At 61.0% G+C, this 16,342-nt stretch carries 22 protein-coding genes; 2 read left to right on the top strand and 20 right to left on the bottom strand.

Annotated elements, in window-relative coordinates:
* Positions 1–2: 2 nt before the first annotated feature.
* From AVCG78_RS03205 to AVCG78_RS03175, 7 genes are read right to left on the bottom strand one after another with little or no spacing between them, the layout of a single operon-like run.
* The gene (locus AVCG78_RS03205; protein ID WP_071204568.1) at positions 3–437 is read right to left on the bottom strand and encodes an NlpC/P60 family protein; all 435 of its coding nucleotides are present in this window, start codon (positions 435–437) and stop codon (positions 3–5) included.
* A 10-nt stretch (positions 438–447) separates the two neighbouring features.
* Positions 448–1,338, bottom strand: coding sequence for a DUF2163 domain-containing protein (locus AVCG78_RS03200; RefSeq protein WP_071204569.1), 891 nt, complete (start codon positions 1,336–1,338; stop codon positions 448–450).
* Entirely contained in the window at positions 1,335–1,970 is a 636-nt protein-coding gene (locus AVCG78_RS03195) for a DUF2460 domain-containing protein (protein ID WP_071585337.1), read from the bottom strand. The genes AVCG78_RS03200 and AVCG78_RS03195 overlap by 4 nt, the downstream gene beginning before the upstream one ends.
* A 9-nt stretch (positions 1,971–1,979) precedes the next feature.
* A complete protein-coding gene (locus AVCG78_RS03190; protein ID WP_071585338.1) occupies positions 1,980–2,579 on the bottom strand; it encodes a phage tail tape measure protein in 600 nt (199 codons plus the stop codon).
* Positions 2,580–2,591: 12 nt separating this feature from the next.
* The gene (locus tag AVCG78_RS03185) at positions 2,592–2,777 is read right to left on the bottom strand and encodes a rcc01693 family protein (RefSeq protein ID WP_071204572.1); all 186 of its coding nucleotides are present in this window, start codon (positions 2,775–2,777) and stop codon (positions 2,592–2,594) included.
* A gap of 59 nt (positions 2,778–2,836) precedes the next feature.
* Positions 2,837–3,244 carry a gene transfer agent family protein gene (locus AVCG78_RS03180; protein ID WP_071204573.1) on the bottom strand — a complete coding sequence of 136 codons (408 nt, stop codon included), beginning with the start codon at positions 3,242–3,244 and terminating at the stop codon, positions 2,837–2,839.
* Positions 3,241–3,651 (bottom strand): phage major tail protein, TP901-1 family, encoded by a 411-nt coding sequence (locus AVCG78_RS03175; protein ID WP_070149403.1) that lies wholly within the window; start codon positions 3,649–3,651, stop codon positions 3,241–3,243. The genes AVCG78_RS03180 and AVCG78_RS03175 overlap by 4 nt, the downstream gene beginning before the upstream one ends.
* Positions 3,652–4,003: 352 nt before the next feature.
* Between AVCG78_RS03175 and AVCG78_RS03170 the strand changes: the two genes are divergently transcribed.
* The gene (locus tag AVCG78_RS03170; RefSeq protein ID WP_081355520.1) at positions 4,004–5,248 is read left to right on the top strand and encodes an MFS transporter; all 1,245 of its coding nucleotides are present in this window, start codon (positions 4,004–4,006) and stop codon (positions 5,246–5,248) included.
* Here AVCG78_RS03170 and AVCG78_RS03165 read toward each other — a convergent pair.
* The 9 genes from AVCG78_RS03165 to AVCG78_RS03125 all read right to left on the bottom strand — a co-directional run bounded on the left by AVCG78_RS03165 (position 5,238) and on the right by AVCG78_RS03125 (position 11,343).
* The gene (locus AVCG78_RS03165) at positions 5,238–5,636 is read right to left on the bottom strand and encodes a DUF3168 domain-containing protein (RefSeq protein ID WP_015915381.1); all 399 of its coding nucleotides are present in this window, start codon (positions 5,634–5,636) and stop codon (positions 5,238–5,240) included. The two genes, AVCG78_RS03170 and AVCG78_RS03165, sit on opposite strands and share 11 nt — an antisense overlap.
* Positions 5,617–5,793, bottom strand: coding sequence for a hypothetical protein (locus tag AVCG78_RS03160; protein WP_156582631.1), 177 nt, complete (start codon positions 5,791–5,793; stop codon positions 5,617–5,619). Before AVCG78_RS03160 ends, AVCG78_RS03165 begins: the two co-directional genes overlap by 20 nt.
* A complete protein-coding gene (locus AVCG78_RS03155; protein ID WP_234665080.1) occupies positions 5,790–6,128 on the bottom strand; it encodes a phage head closure protein in 339 nt (112 codons plus the stop codon). Before AVCG78_RS03155 ends, AVCG78_RS03160 begins: the two co-directional genes overlap by 4 nt.
* Entirely contained in the window at positions 6,128–6,697 is a 570-nt protein-coding gene (locus tag AVCG78_RS03150) for a head-tail connector protein (RefSeq protein WP_071204574.1), read from the bottom strand. Before AVCG78_RS03150 ends, AVCG78_RS03155 begins: the two co-directional genes overlap by 1 nt.
* Positions 6,698–6,799: 102 nt before the next feature.
* Entirely contained in the window at positions 6,800–8,062 is a 1,263-nt protein-coding gene (locus tag AVCG78_RS03145) for a phage major capsid protein (protein ID WP_015915378.1), read from the bottom strand.
* Between the two features lie 11 nt (positions 8,063–8,073).
* On the bottom strand, positions 8,074–8,643 hold the full coding sequence (locus AVCG78_RS03140) for an HK97 family phage prohead protease (RefSeq protein WP_071204575.1): 570 nt from the start codon (positions 8,641–8,643) through the stop codon (positions 8,074–8,076).
* Positions 8,644–8,691: 48 nt separating this feature from the next.
* The gene (locus AVCG78_RS03135; RefSeq protein WP_071585339.1) at positions 8,692–9,009 is read right to left on the bottom strand and encodes a DUF6107 family protein; all 318 of its coding nucleotides are present in this window, start codon (positions 9,007–9,009) and stop codon (positions 8,692–8,694) included.
* Between the two features lie 189 nt (positions 9,010–9,198).
* Complete coding sequence (locus tag AVCG78_RS03130) at positions 9,199–10,401, bottom strand: phage portal protein (RefSeq protein ID WP_071585340.1); 1,203 nt, start codon at positions 10,399–10,401, stop codon at positions 9,199–9,201.
* Between the two features lie 333 nt (positions 10,402–10,734).
* A complete protein-coding gene (locus AVCG78_RS03125) occupies positions 10,735–11,343 on the bottom strand; it encodes a glycoside hydrolase family 19 protein (protein WP_071204578.1) in 609 nt (202 codons plus the stop codon).
* A gap of 239 nt (positions 11,344–11,582) precedes the next feature.
* On the opposite strand from AVCG78_RS03125, the gene AVCG78_RS03120 reads away from it, so the two are divergent.
* The gene (locus tag AVCG78_RS03120; protein ID WP_174089652.1) at positions 11,583–11,726 is read left to right on the top strand and encodes a hypothetical protein; all 144 of its coding nucleotides are present in this window, start codon (positions 11,583–11,585) and stop codon (positions 11,724–11,726) included.
* On the opposite strand, the gene AVCG78_RS03115 is transcribed toward AVCG78_RS03120, so the two are convergent.
* The 4 genes from AVCG78_RS03115 to AVCG78_RS03100 form a co-directional block, all read right to left on the bottom strand.
* On the bottom strand, positions 11,727–12,974 hold the full coding sequence (locus tag AVCG78_RS03115; RefSeq protein WP_409065490.1) for a DNA-packaging protein: 1,248 nt from the start codon (positions 12,972–12,974) through the stop codon (positions 11,727–11,729).
* A gap of 243 nt (positions 12,975–13,217) precedes the next feature.
* A complete protein-coding gene (locus AVCG78_RS03110; protein ID WP_071204579.1) occupies positions 13,218–13,760 on the bottom strand; it encodes a hypothetical protein in 543 nt (180 codons plus the stop codon).
* A 668-nt stretch (positions 13,761–14,428) separates the two neighbouring features.
* Positions 14,429–14,857 (bottom strand): Cu(I)-responsive transcriptional regulator, encoded by a 429-nt coding sequence (gene cueR, locus AVCG78_RS03105; RefSeq protein WP_071205405.1) that lies wholly within the window; start codon positions 14,855–14,857, stop codon positions 14,429–14,431.
* 415 nt (positions 14,858–15,272) lie between these two features.
* Positions 15,273–16,325 (bottom strand): hypothetical protein, encoded by a 1,053-nt coding sequence (locus AVCG78_RS03100; protein WP_015915370.1) that lies wholly within the window; start codon positions 16,323–16,325, stop codon positions 15,273–15,275.
* Positions 16,326–16,342: the final 17 nt, after the last annotated feature.

Genomic DNA, 16,342 nt, shown 5'->3' with positions numbered 1-16,342 from the left:
GATCACTTCTCCGGAAAACGATAGACGCCCGCGACACGCCGCCGCCAGGCGGGCACTAGGGCGGAGCGGACCACCGCCGCCTGCTCATAGGCGTGAATAAACTGCTGGTCCGCCGCCAAAAGCCCCAGATGCTTGGCGGCGTAATGAGCGCGAAACCGGAAGACCAGGAGATCACCGGGCAAAGCCTCGCCAAGACTGTCGATCAGGGTGAAATGCCGCCCCGCCGCCTCGATCAACCGGTCCTCTCCCGACCGCTCGGCCCAGTCAGGCGCATAGGCAGGCGTCACTTCCGGCTCCTGCCCATAAAGCTCCCGCCAGATGCCTCGGACCAAGCCAAGACAATCGCAACCGACGCCCTTGGTGGAGGCCTGATGGCGATAGGGCGTACCAATCCACCCCTCGGCCAAGGAAAGGACCTGCGTGTTGATCGAGGACATGCAATCCCCCTCACTCAAACAGCACCGACCCATCATGGGTCGTCTGGCCACTGACATAGGAATAGGCGAAATCGCTGCCGGGCATATGCGGGAAGCCGCGGAAGTTGGCGGCGTTGGCGAAGCTGTCGCGGCAGGTGGCGAAGCGTTTGTCGCAGCCGATGGCGATGCTAAGTGTGTCGCCAGGTGACAATGTCACCTCCAAGGGCAGCCACAGTGTCAGCTCCGTGCCGCCCTCTCCGGGGCGGCTGGTTTCAATCTCGGCGGTCAGGCCGGTCTCTGCCCCTGATGTGGCGGTGATCCGGCCATAGCGGAAATGATCGTCATCATAGGCATCCAGCCCCGAAACCGTGAGCCGGTCGGAGGCCGCCATCGTCACCAAAACGACGCTGACGGTGCGACCCTCAATGCTCAAATCGATACCGCAGCGGCTGTCGCCCAGGCTGGCATCGCAGCGGCGACCCAGCGTGCGGCCCTGATCCTGGGAGAGCTTGGCGGCAAAGCTGCGTAATTCGGCGGTAAACTGCCCCGTCTGGCGCTTGACCTCGCCAACATCCTGCACCTTGAGCAGAACATGCTGGTCCGGCACCTGCCAGTTGACACGGTAGACCTCAATGCGCGCACCGTCATAGCGCCCGGCAATCAGATCGGCCTCGGTGATCACCTCGCTGGAAAAACCACCGGCAACTTCGGAGGTCGGAGCCGACAAGCTGTTTTCCGCCTCACCATCGCTGGCGGAAAAACCGCTTGCGGCATGAAACAGTGTGCCGCGCAGGGTCAGGTCCCGATCATGATCGGTAAAGCCCAAAACCAGCCCATCGCTGCGGGTGACGCGCCAGCAGGTGCACAGCGTCGTGGCGTCGCCCGCCAGATGACGCGCCAAAGCGGCATCAATTGTCCTCATGGAATGATCTCCGTCAGCGAAATGGAGGGAATGCTACCCGCATTGAAGGCTTCGAGATTGATCTCGATCCGGTCAGTGTCGAAACGCACCGGCACATCGAACTGGAAGCCCGCCCGGATGACGGCACCGGAGGCAGGAATAAAATCCTGATTGAAGGACACCAGCCCGGTGGTGCTATCGCAGTTGAACCCGTTGACCGGCTCGCCATCCACCGAAATCAGCACGGTGCCATCAACTGGCTTGGCAATGCTGCGGCTCCAGCCGCCACCGGCATCGCCATAGGTCTTGACCAGTTGAAAGCTGGCGGTCACGCCATCGCCGGTGCCGATCTTTTGGTCTTCAGCACTCACGGCCCGGCCCGGCCCGGCGGAATTGGAATCCAGCGGATCTCGAAACCGGAACCCGGCCATCTGGCCGCCACGCGCCTCGAAAAACTCCAGCACCGTGTAGAGATCGGCAAGCGATTTCACCCCCGACCCGGCATCATAGCTGCGGCGCGAATTGGCCCAGCGCTGGTTGCGCACTTCGCGGCCATTCGACAGGTTGACAATATCCGTGCGCCGCACCGGCCCGCCGCTGGTTGAAAGCGACACGCGCAGCGGAAAGCGCACCTCGTGAAAGGCGGTTGCCATGGTTTCACCTCACAAATTGCGCTGACCGCGCTTGACGGAACGGGCCAGCAGGCTGGAAATCTGCGACTGGCTCTTGGTGAAGCTCGACGCATCCTGGGTAGTGACGTTGACATTGACCTGCGTGCCGGAGGAGCCGCCGCCCTGGGTGGCAACCCCCAGCGAACCATCCGAGCCGCGTTTCAGCGGCAGGATCGCCTCGCTGCCCGCCTCACCCATCAGCCCGGTATTGCCGCCATCCATGCCGAAATAGGTGGGGCTGGACACCACCCCACCAGAGGCAAAAGGCTTGATCGAGCCAGGCACGCCGCCCTTCTCAAAGGCAAACAGCGAGCTGATCCCCGATGACAGGCTGGAGGTGGCACTGGAGGCCAGCGACGACAGACTGCTTTGCAACGGTTGCAGCCCGGACGACAGGGTAATGCTGGACAATTGGCTCGCCAGCGATTTCAGCGTGTCTTCCAGATCGCCACCGCCGCTCGTGGCGGATTTCAGCGCCGATGTCAGCGCGCTGCCAAAGCTTTTCGAGCGGCTTTCCAGATCGTCGAGGGTCTTGGTCGCCCCGGAAGCGTCGAGATCAATCCCGAAGGACAGGGTTTCGTCATCGGCCATGGTCTACCTCTTCTATATTGCGGTCAGGAAGGCACGGTCGGGATAGCGGGCCATCAGCGCCTCCAGGTCGGCACGGGCAAGCTCAGTGCGAGCGGTGGCGACGGGGCGAAACGCCCCGCTCATGGCGGCGAATTCACGTGGGGTCAGCGCCCAGAAGGCCTGCGGGGTCAGCCGCAGCAGGTGAAATCCGGCATGCATCACCGCCTCCCATGGAAAGGGAGGCGGCTTTGCCGTGTCGGATCGCCCCGCTGCGGCACTCAAGGGCGGGCGAGATCACCTTCCCCTATCGAAGCGGCCTGCCCGGCTGAGGCGGACTGATCGGACGTTCCAAACGTGACGAGCAGCAATTCGCGGACAATGGCGACGCAGGCCGCAAGCCCACCCTCGACGCACATGTCGGCGACATCCTCATCGGCGCAACAATTGCCGCCGCCCCGCAAACCGACCGCCAGAATGCGGATCAGGTCGCGGCTGGAAAGCTTGCCGCTGGAAAACCGCAGGGCAAGATCCGCCAGACTGTCGGCGGCAAAGGCGGTTTCCAGTTCGGCCAGTGCGCCCAGCGTCAGGCACAGAATCCGCCGCTCGCCATCAATCACCGCTTCCACTTCGCCGCGCCTGCGGTTGGCGCGCACGCCCATACTAACATTCCCCGTCCCCCCGTTCATGCCGTCACCTCAAAGGCAATCGCCCCTGCCGATTCCAGCGCGATGTCGAATTTCAACTCGCCATCATGCTCACCGGAATAGTCCAGCGCCGTCACCTGAAACAGGCCGGTCACCGTGCCAAAAGCCGGGATCACCACCTGCCAGCTCAACACCGAACCGGCAAAAAAAGCCGCCCGGACCAGTTCATCGGAGGACTGGTCCTTGAACAGCCCGGCCCCCGATAGCGAGGCGCGTTTGGCACCGGCACCAGCCAAAAGCTCGCGCCAGCGCCCGGCGCTGTCGGCATCGGTCACATCGACGGTTTCGGTATTGAAGGCCAGTTTGCGCGAACGCAGTCCTGCAACGGTTACATAATCGCTGCCGCTGATAATCTTCAGCAGCAGGTCCTTACCCCTCTGGGCCACCATAAAAAATCTCCTTGAAAATAACTAGAAATCCGCAATCCGGCCGCCAACCACGCCAGGGCGACATCCACCCCCTCCCCGTTTTCAGGGGTCTCTCCCACGCGCGGACCCAGCCAAGCCGGCACGACCGCCCGTCCCTTTTTCAGAGAGAAAACCCAGGACGAAGGTAAGGAGACCAAGAGGCCCGCAGGGGAAGCACCAAAACTGGTGTGACCGCGAAAACTCGCGTAAAAAGACAGTAAAGGTTGTCCGCACCGGTGCTGCAAACAGATGTAAATGTCTGGACCAGACACAGCCGTGTCTTGAAACTTACACAGATGCGGCACTATGCTGATCTACCGATTAGGTTGCTTGCATGTCCGCTCTCCCCGCCGATTCTCCCAGTCCCGTTCCCCACAATGCCGCATCGCTGGCACGCTTGCGGCTGCTGAGCGTGCTGTCCATCAGCCAGATTGTCGGCTGGGGCACGAGTTTCGACCTGTTTGGCGTTCTCGGCCGCACCATCGCCACCGATATCGGCATCAGCAACGAGACCGGCTTTCTCGGCGCCACGGTGATGCTGCTGATCATGGGTTTTGCCGGACCGGCCAGCGGCCGCCTGCTGGAAAGGCACGGGGCCGCCAAGGTCATGGCGGCGGGTTCGGTTGTGTTTGCTTTCGGCCTCGCACTGCTCTCGCAAGCCCAAGGCATGGCTTCCTATTTCGCCGCCTGGTTCACCATCGGCATTGCTGGCACCCTGGCGCTCAGCGTGGCCTGCTATACGGCGGTCGTCGAGCGCGAAGGCTCGTCGGCGAAAAGCGTGATCGGCCTGCTGATGATTTTCACCGGCCTTTCAACGGCGATTTTCTGGCCGCTGCTCAGCTGGTTGAATGGCCTGTTGGGCTGGCGCGATACCTTGCTGATTGCAGCAGCCTGCCATCTTCTGGTGCTGGTTCCCCTGCATCGCTTCGCCCTGCCGCCCATCAAAGCCCGGTCGCAAACGGCGCAGGCCGCAGCAGACCGCGAACCAATGCCGCTGACGATGCGCCAGCAAAAGCAGGCGATGATCGCGCTTGCCGTCATCAGCATCGGCTTCAGCAGCGTCACTTTCGGCGTCTCGTCATCGCTGATCGAAATGCTCACACAGGCTGGCGCCACACCGGCGCTGGCCCTGCAACTGGGGTCACTGCGCTCGGTGCTCGGCATTTCCGCCCGTGCCGCCGATACCCTTGCCGGAAAACACGCCTCGCCCGTCACATCAGGCCTTGTGGCCACCGGGCTGATCGTCATCGGCTTCCTGGCACTGGCATTCGGCCATGGCTCCGTATGGATGCTCGGCCTGTTTATCGGTGCCTACGGCATCGGCTCCGGCCTGTCGGCCATTTCGCGCACCGTGCTGCCGCTCGGCTTCTTTTCCGCCAGCCGCTACGCCGGGATATCAGCCAAACTGGCACTGCCCGGCAATATCTCCCAGGCGCTGTCGCCGGTGGTGATCGCCGGTCTGCTGGATCGCGGCGGCCTGCCGCTGCTTCTAACCTTCACCCTGGCCGTCAGCGCTTTGGTGCTGGCAGCACTGATCTTTCTCGCCATGCTGGCGCGCCAGACCAAAATCATTCAATAACAGCGCGAAATTGCAGCTCGGCCAGAAACAGGCCGGTCTTTGCCTCGCGGCGGCTGACGGTCTTGATATGGCGCAAGGCGATCAGGCGGGCATGGGCCAGCGACAGCGCCGCATCCTGCAACACGGCACGCACCATCGCCGCCAGGCTTTCCGCCTCGCGGCGGCTGAGCGAGGACCAGGACTGCAAGCTGACCAGCGCTTCGATCAACCCGTCATCATCGGTGGAGATATCCGTGACCGTCACCTCGCCTACCATCAGGTAAGGCTGGGCGGAGCGCAGCAACCGCCGATCCTTCACCCCATCAGCACCGATGATCGCCGCAATGCTGGCATCGGCAAGCGCCGCCGCCGTCATTGCGGTCAGCAAGTCATTGACCGGACTGGTCATCAGCCGCCTCCCCGATACGCTCGCCCTTCGGCTCTTCGCTCGCGCTTTGCCTTTTGGCAGCCGCCCGGCTGGCGGCCTCTTCCACCCTGCGCCGCAGCGCAGCGGTAAAATCCGTCACCGCACCCTGCTGCCCATTTGTTGAAAATTGCAGGCTCATCTCACCTCCTCCTCACAATCCAGCAGCAGAAACCGCTTGGTCTCATCCGGGTCGCGCAGCGCCCGGACCGCCAGGATTCGCGTTCCCTTCACCAGCCGATGGCCGCGCGCCACATCGGTGCGAAAGCGGATGGTGACGGTCTGGTCTATGGTGGCGATTTCCGCTTCGCCTCGCTCTTCACGGGTGAAGGATTGCGGCTCGATCAGCGCCCAGAGCGTGGCAATCGCCTGCCAACCCTGGCTCACCCCGCCCTGACCGTCAGGCTCATTGACCGGCTGTTCCAGCGTGAGGCGCGCCGTCATCCGGCCCGGATCGGGCATGGTGAAGGCACCCATCACAGGCCCTTTCGGCAGAAGGGCGCGATCAGCCGCTCATAGCCGAGCGGCAGGGCAGCAGGCTGATCGGCCAGCGCCACTACACCACGAAACGCATACATGGCCGCAACATGCAGGCTCATCGCCCGGCGCAGCGTATCCGGCACATCGGTGGCCGCCGTGCCAAAGCCTGCGGTAAAATCAATCTCGATGCCGTTGAGCGGCCGTCCCGGCAAAGGCCGGTCGCGCAGCCACAGCCTTGCGGGTCGCGCTTGTCCGTCCAGCAGATGATCTTTCAGTAAAACATGAAGTTCATCGCCATTTTCATCAAAAACCGTCACGGCATCAATGGTTTGCACCGGACCTTTGGGAAGCTGAATCACCTCGCTGTCAGGCCAGTCATCCAGATAGAGCCGCAGCGATTGGCGCATCAGGCAAAGCCCGGTCTCGGCCTCCAGATGCAGGCGGGCAGCGGTGATCAGGCCGGAGAGAAGATCGTCTTCATCATCGGTATCGATCTTCAATTGCGCCTTCACATCGACAAGGGTCAGCGGCTCCGCCTGCGGCGGAGTGAGGGTGGTGATGGTCATGTGTTGGGGTCTCCGGGAGAATGTTGAAGCAAGGATCTACCCCCTCTGCCTTGCCGGACAGAGGGGGTATCTCACGGTAAAGCGCGGCTTTACCGGACCAAATTAACTGGCCGCAAACTTGATCAACTTGAGCGCTTCAAAGTTCTGCATTCCACCGCCAACCCGTTTGGTGGTGTAGAACAGCACATAGGGCTTGGCCGAATAGGGATCGCGCAGCACCCGCACGCCCATGCGATCAACCACCAGATACCCGGCCTTGAAATCGCCAAAGGCAATGGAAAAGGCGTTGGCGGCGATATCGGGCATGTCCTCAGCCTCGGCAATCGGAAAGCCCATCAGCGAGGCTTCAAGGCCAGGGCCTGCGGGCGGCAGCCAGAGGTAATTGCCGTCGGCATCCTTGAACTTGCGGATCTCGCCCTGGGTCTTGCGGTTCATCACAAACGTGCCGTTCTGGCGATGACCGGCCTTCAGCGCGTAGATGGTGTCGAGCAATACGTCGGATGGCCCGCTTGCGGCAAAGCCACCGGCAGCGCCGGTCGCCTTGAAGCCGATCTTGCCCCAGGCCCAGGCGGTGTCGGCCACCGTCTCATAGGCGAGGAAGCCCTTCGGCTTGTTGACACCATCACCCGCCACAAAGGCCGCCCCTTCCTGCTCGGCAAAGGCAATATCCACCTCGCCAGCAATCCAGGCTTCGACATCGACAGCCGCATCATCCAGCAACGACTGGGTGGCGGCGGGCATGGCGTAAATCTCCATGGTCGGAAAGCTGAGTTCCGTCAGCTGCGGCGTATCGGTCTGCGTGCGGGCCGCGGTTTCCGCCACCCAGCCGGAGGCCATGCCGCTTGGGGCAAACGGCTTTTTCAGCACGGCGCCCGATACCTGCCGGACGCTGGCCAATTGCCGGATCGGCGAGATGGAGGCGAGCCTGCGACCAATCTCGCTATCGGTCTCATCCGTCACCAGATAGCCACCATCCGCATCCGAACCAATCGCCATGGATTTGGCATCGAGATCGCGCAGCGCCGTCTCATCGCCGCGCCGGATATAGGCCTCGAAGGCCGCCTTGCGCTCCGTCGCCTCCAGGCTGCCGGAACCGCCGCGATTGCCGTTCGACCCCAGTGCCGGGCGCAGCTTTTTCAGCGCTAGCTGGTCCAGCAACCGAGATTGTTCGTCCATCGCCTTGTTGATCCGCTCCACCTTGTCGCGGGTGACGACATCGGCGGTCAGCTTCTGCTCGATTTCGCCAAGCCGCTGGTCATTGGCCTGCTTGAAGCCCTCGAAGGCTTCCATAAAGTCGTCGAAGGCGGCGGCCATGGTTTCCGGGATCGCCTTGATTTCGGGGGCTGTCATCTGATGATCGCTCATAAATCCATCCTTTATTTGAAATTGCTGTTGGCCATCGTCCGGGCTGCCCGGCGCATCGCCCGGATCAGCTCGGTATCCTTGTCGCGGTAAAACCGCTGATGCTTGACATTGGAAACCCTGGCCGAAGGGGCCATGGGAAAGGTGACGACGGAAATTTCCCAGAGATCGGCCTCCAGAATGCGGCGAATGCCGGTCTTGGCGTCCTGACGGGATTTCACCGTCTGGAAACCAATCGACAGCCCGTCCAGCGCGCCTGATTTCATCAGGGCACGCACCTCCTCGGCGCGCTTGACGCCGGGGGAAAGCCGTCCCTCGACATAAAGGCCCCGCGCGTCTTCCTTGAGCAGCGTCCAGCTGCCAATCGGCTGGTTGGGATCGTGCTGGTAAAGCATGCGGATGCCGCCTGCGCCGCGCCCCTGCAAACTGGTGCGAAACGCTCCCGGCTCGATCACATCGCGCCCCAGATCCACCTCGCCGAACACGCTGGCATAGCCGCTGAACGTGCCGTCGCCGCTGAGATCCGACAGGGTCAGATCGGCAAATTTGCGCACCAGCTTTCCTGGCCCGCGATAAGCGTGCATGAATTTCTCCTTTAATCTGGCCTTTAATCTGGAATGAGATCGACGGCTTCAGCCGTCCTTGCGCCCATAGCGGCCTGCAAACCGCGCCAGCGCACCCAGCGCCCACCAGGCCGAAAGGCTGGCAAGCGTCGCCCCGGCCAGCATGATTTCGGCACCGGACAGGCTTTGCAGAATGTCCAGCTTGCGGGCCAGCCATTGGCCGGTGGCACCGCCGAAGATCAGCCCGATGGCCAGCCCGGTGAAAAACCGGGTCGCCGCCTCGCGCCGCCCTCTTGGCAGAAGATAGACCAGCGAGATGGCGGACCCCGCCAATGCGCCCGCCAGCCGCGCACCCCATAAGGGCGTGTCGGGTGTAAAATCGGTCATTTTATTAATCTTTTCGTCTTATGATTGTGGATACAGGCGCAAATCCGCCGCAGTTCATCCGGAAATTCTAATCTTTAGAATCGCTTATGTGCGTCTGCTCAGAAACAGGGTGCAGATGTTCACACTCTGAATCACCCTCCTGCGGAACAGAGTCCGGATCAGACATCAACCGATTGAAAATGATAGCTTTTACGGGTCATATCCAACCGCCTGCCGCTTTTCCTCGTCGGTGAGGAAGCTGGCAGACCCGACCCGCGACCACAGCGCGTCACGCTCGCTGGACAGGCCCTCGACCTGATCGAGATCAGGCTTCAGGCACAAGACCTCGCCAAACCCGTCGGATAAAAAGCCTGATAGACTGGCGGCGGTACGGCGGATCAGCGGCAGCACCGTCAGCCGGTAGAAGGCTCGGTTGGCCTCCTGGTAATTGGCATAGGTATTGTCGCCGGGAATGCCCAGCAGCATCGGCGGCACGCCGAGCGAGAGCGCAATATCGCGGGCCGCGCCATTGCGGGCATCGGTAAAATCCATGTCGCGGGGGGTCAGGCTCATCGCCTTCCAGTCCAGCCCGCCCTCCAGCAGCATCGGGCGGCCCGCCTGCATTGGCCCGGAATAGCCCTGTTCCAGCTCGTCCTTCAGCCGCTGATATTGTTCCGGTGGCAGGTTACCACCCTCCTTGGGCTGATAGACCAGCGCCCCGGAGGGACGGGCGGAATTGTCGAGTAGCGCCTTGTTCCAGGTGGCGGCGGCATTGTGCAGATCCAGCGCGTTATGGGCCGAAGCGAGCGGCGCATAACCGCTGATATCGTCGAGCGGGTGAAACAGCTTGAAATGCAGGATCGGCTGCGGCTCGCCTTCGGCGGCAACCCGGCGCGTCACCCCGGCGGCACGATAATCATAAGCCACCGGCCAGCCATCGGGACCCTCGACGACGCTGACCCGGTCGGGGCGCAGCAGATGCAGTTCCATCAGCCGCCCGCCAAGCCAGAGCGGCTCCAGATAGGCATTGCCCGACAGCAGCAGATGGCCATAGAGCATTTCAAAAAAATCCGCCCCCGTTGCCCGCCCGTTGGGCCGGGCCAGAAGCGCCAGCGCCGGATGCTCGCTCAACTCGCCCGCCCCTTCCTGCGGCAGGCCCTGATAAAGCAGAAGCGGCACAGCGGCTGCTGCCTCCGACACCAGCCGCACCGCCCGATGCGCCACCGGATTGCCGAGAAAGCCAGCGCGTGACAAGGCTGCATAAGACCGCCCCGTGCCGCGCCCGGCACCGGTGGAGAGCAGCATTTCCAACCCCGCCCTGGGTCGTATCCCCGCTTTTGTCTGTGTTGGCGTCGCCGACGACACAGCAGCACGATTGGCCCGCCGAAACGGCAGGCGAAAGGAAGACAGCATAATGTTCTCCTGAAATTGAAAGGGTCCCGTCGGGCATTTGCGCAGATGTGCCCATCAACAGAGAGAAAGGCACGACACATGCGGCTCTTGCCGCTTCTCTCCATCCTCTGGAGAAAAAATTGGCCTCTGGGGAAAGTTGGCCTCTCGGGAAAATTAGCGGAGAGAATAAGGAAAGCGCCGCAGCGTTTATGGTTTCCTCTCCCCAGCGGGGAGAGGTCCGCTGAGCGTAGCGGAGGCGGGGTGAGGGGGAACCCAGCACGCAAAGCTAAAAGTGACGGGTACTATGTCGCCTTACAAAACCCATGGCGCTTTCATCCACGCTCTCAGCAAACCTCACCCCAACCCCGCAAAGATCACCCGCCCATACCCAGCGACCAGTTCCGCCCGGTCCTGCCCATTGACGATGCGCCTGGCGCCGGTCCAGTCGCTTGCCGTGGCGGTGAAGACATCGCCAAGCCTAACGCCCGAAAACAACCCGTCGCGCATGCCGACCACCAGAATATCCGCCGCCGTCGCCCTATCCAGGGCGCGGGCCGGCTCGGCGACAAGATCGACGCCCAGCGCCACCGACATCGCCTGATAATTGCGCTTATGGGTGATCTGCACAAAGCCCCGGCCAAACCAGCTCCGTCCCGCCTCGTCCGGCCGCCAGTAAGGCGCGCTTACCTGGGGCAAGCGGCCCGCTGCATAGGCGCGCTCCAACCGGTCGATGGCCTCGGCATCGGTTTTCGCCAGCGTTTCCCGCAGGGGCTGAAAACGACCCGCCGTTTCATGAAAAGCTGTGGCCAGCACATAGGCGATATGGCGGTGGTCGGTCAGACCATGGCGCGCGCAGCCCGCCAGAATGGCGTTGATGCCCTGCACCTGAGCCGTGCCGAGCCGCCCGCCACACAATTCACCGCGGATCCGGTTGAAGAGCGATTGCAAAGCTGTGGTGTTCATAAACTGCCAATTCCCCTTAAAATAGCAGGGCTCAGCCGAACGCGGCGAGATTGAACCCAAAAAATGCTGGGATTTAAATCGGTTAAACAAAATTCAATCGGTTCAGGCCATGTCACGAGATATTTACAAAGATTTAAGCTTGTGGAACTTTCCGCTCCACCGCTGGTTATGAGCGGCACAGAGCAACAAGCCCTGCCGCGCCATGACGGGCGCCGGGCGGTTAACACAGGAGACATGTGATGGACGCCAAGAGCAGCAGCCAGATCAGCAAGACGATTGCAGAGGCCAGCCGGACCATTCCTGCCCATATCGTTGAACGCCTTGAATCCGAATGGCGCCAGATGCGTCAACCTTCGGCACCGTCAGCGCCTGCGACCAAATAATTATAGCGTGCGAATGCGCGGCTCGCCCGCGCATTCCAGAAGCAGCGCGGTCAAAGCCCAGACCAGCGCATCGAGCCTATCCGGCGACCGGCCATTCGACAGGCCCTCAGGGCCGAAATCACACATTTGATCTTCCAGATCGGCAAAACGGGCTGCGTGAAAAACGCGGCCCTGTTCATAGAGAGCCGCCACAGGCTCGGCCCGCAAAAACTTGCCACGCGTCGCCCGCACCATGCGCACCGGCAGGTTGGCATCGACGCTTTTCAACAGCGCCCCAACCATTTCCCCGCCCTGATTGACCTCCGCCACCACCCGGTCCGCCTCGAACCGGCGAAAGGCCCGCACCACAGCGGTCGCCCAACTGGCCGGGCTTTCCCCCGTCACCGAACAATCAGCCAGCACCACTGCCCGGCCAAGCCGATCAAGACCGGCGACAACGATGCCGCAGACCGATTGCGCACCCGCCCCGGAGGGCGGATCGACGCCGACGACAATGCGGTGCAGCGGCTCACTGAGCCTGACCGTCAACTGCTCCAGCCGGTCGCGCCGCCACAGCGCATCCTCCCGGTCCTCTATCAGTTCACCATCCAATTCCTGACGGCCAAGCCGCGTGCCACCGTAACGGGCCTGCAAGGCCTCGATAAAGCCGGGCGCGAGATTGCAAGCATTCCCGAAGGTGGAAAGCCGGGTCAGCCGCGTGCCGGGGTCCGCCAGCAACCGTTTCAGGATCGGCACCGGACGCGGCGTGGTGGTAATCACCTGGCGTGGATCATCCCCCAACCGCAGGGAAAATTGCAGCATGTCGAAGGTCTCCTCGGCATGTTTCCATTTGGCAATCTCATCGCACCAGGCATAGTGAAACTGCGGGCCGCGCAGGCTCTCCGGGTCTTCAGCGGAAAACATCTGCGCCATCGCGCCATTCGGCCAGACCAGCCTGCGCCGGGAAATTTCCACTTCCGGGCGTTTGTGGCGGGCTATACGGGCAATGCCCGACAGTCCATCCACCATCACCTCGCGGGCATCGCCCAGGGTTTCGCCCACCAGTGCAATCCGCACAGCGGATTTTTCACCAGCCGAGGCGATCTCATGCACCCATTCGGCTCCGGCCCGGGTCTTGCCGGAACCGCGTCCGCCCATCAGAAGCCAATTGCGCCACGCCCCCTCGGGCGGTGCTTGCAACGGGTGCCGCAGCAAGGCCCAGCTACGCGCCAACCGTTGTAAGGCCGCAAGCTCCAGCCCCTGCATCATATCAACGCCGTTATTTCCATCCGCCTGACCAGCTAGAACCGGAGAATTATGGCCCTGCCGCCCGCTGATCGTCTGCGCCAGCAGCGATCCTTCATCGCCCAGCGCCGAAACCGTGTCACGCAGGTTTTGCATCTCCCGGCGCAGGGCGGATAAACCATTGTTTTCGGCCTGCGATGCCGCCAGAAGCGCGGCAACCGATATGCCCGCCGACAGCCGATCCGAACGTCCTGTCACCTGCGGCCCTCACGCTGTTGTCTGAATTGGCTGCTCGCTTGTCGCGCCCGGGGGGCCAGTTGCAGCAAGACTTTCCGCTTTCCACCGCTCAAACAGCAGGCCCGCCTTGGCCTCCGCCTGGGTTTCCACCAGCGCCAACAGCCGGGCCTGGACGACATCCAGCGTCTCGGTCTCGCCCGCCCGCTCCTCCTCGGCTTCGCGGTCACGGACCAATTGCCGTTGCAGCGCATCGATTTTTTCCAGCGTGCGGACAATCACCGACATGGCTTCGGTCGCCGCCTTCAGATCGGCACGGGCGAGCTTTGCCGCCGCCTCATCGCCCCCCTCCATCAGCGCCGCCGCCCCTTCGCGCAACAACCGGAACTGCTCGAATTGCGCCGACATTTCCCGCGTCAGCTCATTGAGCAGCCCGGCATAATGATCGCTCAGGGCAGTAAGATCCGCAGCCTTGATTTCCAGCCCGTCATTGAGGGTTAACCCATGCCGGTCGCAGGCAAAGGACAGCGCTGGTAAAGGCCAGCAGCCGTAAAGCGATATATCGAAATCATCCATGATGAATATCCTCCCGGCAGGCGAGGCTCCCATCACAAGGAAGGAAAACCGCCACAACCAGAGTTAAAACGCTGTAAATGTATGAAAGAGAACGTAAAAAATCGAACCGGAAGGACCGAAGCCGCAGATTTCCAACCGTAGACAAAACCTAACAGAACACCGTCACGGCGTCAATGCTTATTTTCCTATTTAGGTTTTTTTTCTTATTTTTAATTGTGACGAAGACAGCAGTCTTCCACAATCGGAGGCTCACTTAACGCCCAATCAGCCTATGAGAGAAGAGTGGTGAGACCCCGTCCGGTTCAATTTCACAATTGCCGGTTCTAGCGCGGTGCATTTTGTAAAATGCCAAAGGACGCTGTAACTCTTTAGAACTGCTGTGTTTATAGGCTCAGGCTGTTGAATCCGCCCCTCGTGAAGACACCACAAACCGCACAACAGAGACGCACGGGTCTGTCTGGTTCAGCATACAGCCGACTGAGGTCTTGATTGACGGCCGGTCTTGCGACCGGCCGCCCGCCCCATTCCCCCGCCCCCAGGGTTCAGGTGCGTCCGACAACGGGTCTTGTCACCCGTATTTATTCTGCCGCCAGTCAAGCACATTGCGGCAGATATAAAGCAGACAACCACAGCGGATAAGGCTTTCGTCTAACCCGTTATGCCGAGGCTCAGGCCTCTTCCATTTCCACCTTGCGGCTATTGTGCGTGGGAGAACCACCGAGCTTTTCCAGGATCGGGCAATCCGGGCGGTCGCCCTGCTCGCAGTGATCAACCAGGTTTTTCAACGTGTCGACCATGGCCTGCATGGCTTCCATCTTGTCTTCGAGTTCGCGCAGATGGTTCATGGCCACCTGGCGCACATCATCATTCTTGCGGCCAGAGTCGCTCCACAGCGCCAGCAGCCGCTCCGTTTCCTCCAGGGAAAACCCGAGGGTCCGCGCCCGCCGCACAAAGCGCAGACGGTGGACTTCATTTTCGCCATAGACCCGATAATTGCTTGAGGTGCGCCGTGCCGGCAAAACCAGCCCGATTTCCTCATAGTAGCGGATCATCTTCGCAGAAACGCCGGAGGCTGCGGCGGCTTCTCCGATATTCATGAGCTTGTCCTTCCTGGTTGCAAGCAGAAATAGTAAAATATCCAGCTCGCGACGTTTTCAAAATTGCATTCTAGCCTTTAACTATCAATATCGGCAGAAGTAAATAACCAAAAAAAGTTACATCGAACTCACACATTTTTACGTGAATGACAGCAAGAGCCCGGCGTCTGCGGCTCGAATTGCCAAACACTCCTCATGCCTGCAATTTCACCGAAAGCGTATCGCGGTCCGATACATTCGCGTGCCGGAACGATACAGGAAATAGATCAGCAAATATAAGATGACGATAGTACAGCCCGCAGTCTGCGGAACCGCTATATAACCAATCACAACCTAAGGTGCAATCCTCAACCGAGGCGATGGTGCAAAAATCCAGCGGGCGTGCCGAAGCTGAAGGGCCAGCAGAAGCAAGGCGTCAATCCGGCAATATTTCAGAGAAATCGAAATCATCGCGATAGAGATCGAAACTCGCCCTGATCCGATCCTTGACACGCTGAGGCAATTGGCTGCCCCGACCGCTGACACCCTTGTTGAACCGGGCATGACCCGTCTGGATCGTCTCGGAAAACACCTCGGACAGCTTTGCGGAATCGAGGAATTCCGACCCGACAAAGGCGGCGATCCTCTCGGCCAGACGCTGCTTGTTGCCGAGAAAATCCTCCTCGTAGGAGACCCAGAGCGGCTTGACCAGACCAAGCGCTTCGCAGCGTTTCCAGCTCATGAAGAATTGTAGATACCAGGCACATTGGCGATCCACCAGGATCAGATAGCGCGTCTCGTCGTCCAGCTCACAATAATTGGATGGCAAGCCGTCGCTGAAATAGATCGCATCCTTATCACGGGTCGCCGCCCATTCCTGCTGCTGCTTGCGCATCATGTCATCCAGACTGACCAGACTGTCATAGACATTGCGGTAGGTGACGATCGGGCGGATATTGTAAAGCTCAAGCTGCTGGCAAAGATAGGGCGTGCATCGCAAATGATGCTGCGCCACATAGCCAAGGCCATTATTGCCGTATTGGATCAACGCCAACTCGTCCGTTTCCTGCTCACGCAGGGTAATACCCATGGAAAAAGGCGTTTGCGGCGACAAGGCGGACGACATCAGCACCGCCATCGGCACATTCAATACTTTCATCAGGCTCTGACCGATGAAGGTGGAAGCCGATTTTGGCAGACACGCCACCAGAACATTCGGCTGATGCGCTCGCGAGGCCGTCAGCCGTGCCCGCATGAGAGCCTCGCCGAGTTCCGGCACAGAAATCGCCAGACTGTCGGCTGCGGCATCGCTCATCTTTGGCACATAGAACGGATGCGCCAGCGAGAACACACCCGAAATCGCAAAAGCATCGGCGGGATCGGTCCGCCGGAGGAACTCATCGAATTTCCGCGACACCCATTCCGCGTCGGGCACCGGGGCCGCTTCGCGAACAAAGCTTTTGACAAGGGACCAGTCCAGTCTCGACATAGGCTCTCCAATGCACC

The sequence above is a fragment of the Gillisella vitis genome, assembly GCF_021559775.1.
Classification (GTDB): Bacteria; Pseudomonadota; Alphaproteobacteria; order Rhizobiales; family Rhizobiaceae; genus Allorhizobium; species Allorhizobium ampelinum.
The sequence above is the reverse complement of the archived record's forward strand: the minus strand, read 5'-3'. Positions and strand labels throughout refer to the sequence as shown.

Bases quoted from the DNA above. Each gene is read 5' to 3' on its own strand.
- AVCG78_RS03205 (WP_071204568.1), bottom strand. From the start codon at position 437: ATGTCCTCGATCAACACGCAGGTCCTTTCCTTGGCCGAGGGGTGGATT.
- AVCG78_RS03200 (WP_071204569.1), bottom strand. From the start codon at position 1,338: ATGAGGACAATTGATGCCGCTTTGGCGCGTCATCTGGCGGGCGACGCC.
- AVCG78_RS03195 (WP_071585337.1), bottom strand. From the start codon at position 1,970: ATGGCAACCGCCTTTCACGAGGTGCGCTTTCCGCTGCGCGTGTCGCTT.
- AVCG78_RS03190 (WP_071585338.1), bottom strand. From the start codon at position 2,579: ATGGCCGATGACGAAACCCTGTCCTTCGGGATTGATCTCGACGCTTCC.
- AVCG78_RS03185 (WP_071204572.1), bottom strand. From the start codon at position 2,777: ATGCATGCCGGATTTCACCTGCTGCGGCTGACCCCGCAGGCCTTCTGG.
- AVCG78_RS03180 (WP_071204573.1), bottom strand. From the start codon at position 3,244: ATGAACGGGGGGACGGGGAATGTTAGTATGGGCGTGCGCGCCAACCGC.
- AVCG78_RS03175 (WP_070149403.1), bottom strand. From the start codon at position 3,651: ATGGTGGCCCAGAGGGGTAAGGACCTGCTGCTGAAGATTATCAGCGGC.
- AVCG78_RS03170 (WP_081355520.1), top strand. From the start codon at position 4,004: ATGTCCGCTCTCCCCGCCGATTCTCCCAGTCCCGTTCCCCACAATGCC.
- AVCG78_RS03165 (WP_015915381.1), bottom strand. From the start codon at position 5,636: ATGACCAGTCCGGTCAATGACTTGCTGACCGCAATGACGGCGGCGGCG.
- AVCG78_RS03160 (WP_156582631.1), bottom strand. From the start codon at position 5,793: ATGAGCCTGCAATTTTCAACAAATGGGCAGCAGGGTGCGGTGACGGAT.
- AVCG78_RS03155 (WP_234665080.1), bottom strand. From the start codon at position 6,128: ATGGGTGCCTTCACCATGCCCGATCCGGGCCGGATGACGGCGCGCCTC.
- AVCG78_RS03150 (WP_071204574.1), bottom strand. From the start codon at position 6,697: ATGACCATCACCACCCTCACTCCGCCGCAGGCGGAGCCGCTGACCCTT.
- AVCG78_RS03145 (WP_015915378.1), bottom strand. From the start codon at position 8,062: ATGAGCGATCATCAGATGACAGCCCCCGAAATCAAGGCGATCCCGGAA.
- AVCG78_RS03140 (WP_071204575.1), bottom strand. From the start codon at position 8,643: ATGCACGCTTATCGCGGGCCAGGAAAGCTGGTGCGCAAATTTGCCGAT.
- AVCG78_RS03135 (WP_071585339.1), bottom strand. From the start codon at position 9,009: ATGACCGATTTTACACCCGACACGCCCTTATGGGGTGCGCGGCTGGCG.
- AVCG78_RS03130 (WP_071585340.1), bottom strand. From the start codon at position 10,401: ATGCTGTCTTCCTTTCGCCTGCCGTTTCGGCGGGCCAATCGTGCTGCT.
- AVCG78_RS03125 (WP_071204578.1), bottom strand. From the start codon at position 11,343: ATGAACACCACAGCTTTGCAATCGCTCTTCAACCGGATCCGCGGTGAA.
- AVCG78_RS03120 (WP_174089652.1), top strand. From the start codon at position 11,583: ATGGACGCCAAGAGCAGCAGCCAGATCAGCAAGACGATTGCAGAGGCC.
- AVCG78_RS03115 (WP_409065490.1), bottom strand. From the start codon at position 12,974: ATGATGCAGGGGCTGGAGCTTGCGGCCTTACAACGGTTGGCGCGTAGC.
- AVCG78_RS03110 (WP_071204579.1), bottom strand. From the start codon at position 13,760: ATGGATGATTTCGATATATCGCTTTACGGCTGCTGGCCTTTACCAGCG.
- cueR (WP_071205405.1), bottom strand. From the start codon at position 14,857: ATGAATATCGGAGAAGCCGCCGCAGCCTCCGGCGTTTCTGCGAAGATG.
- AVCG78_RS03100 (WP_015915370.1), bottom strand. From the start codon at position 16,325: ATGTCGAGACTGGACTGGTCCCTTGTCAAAAGCTTTGTTCGCGAAGCG.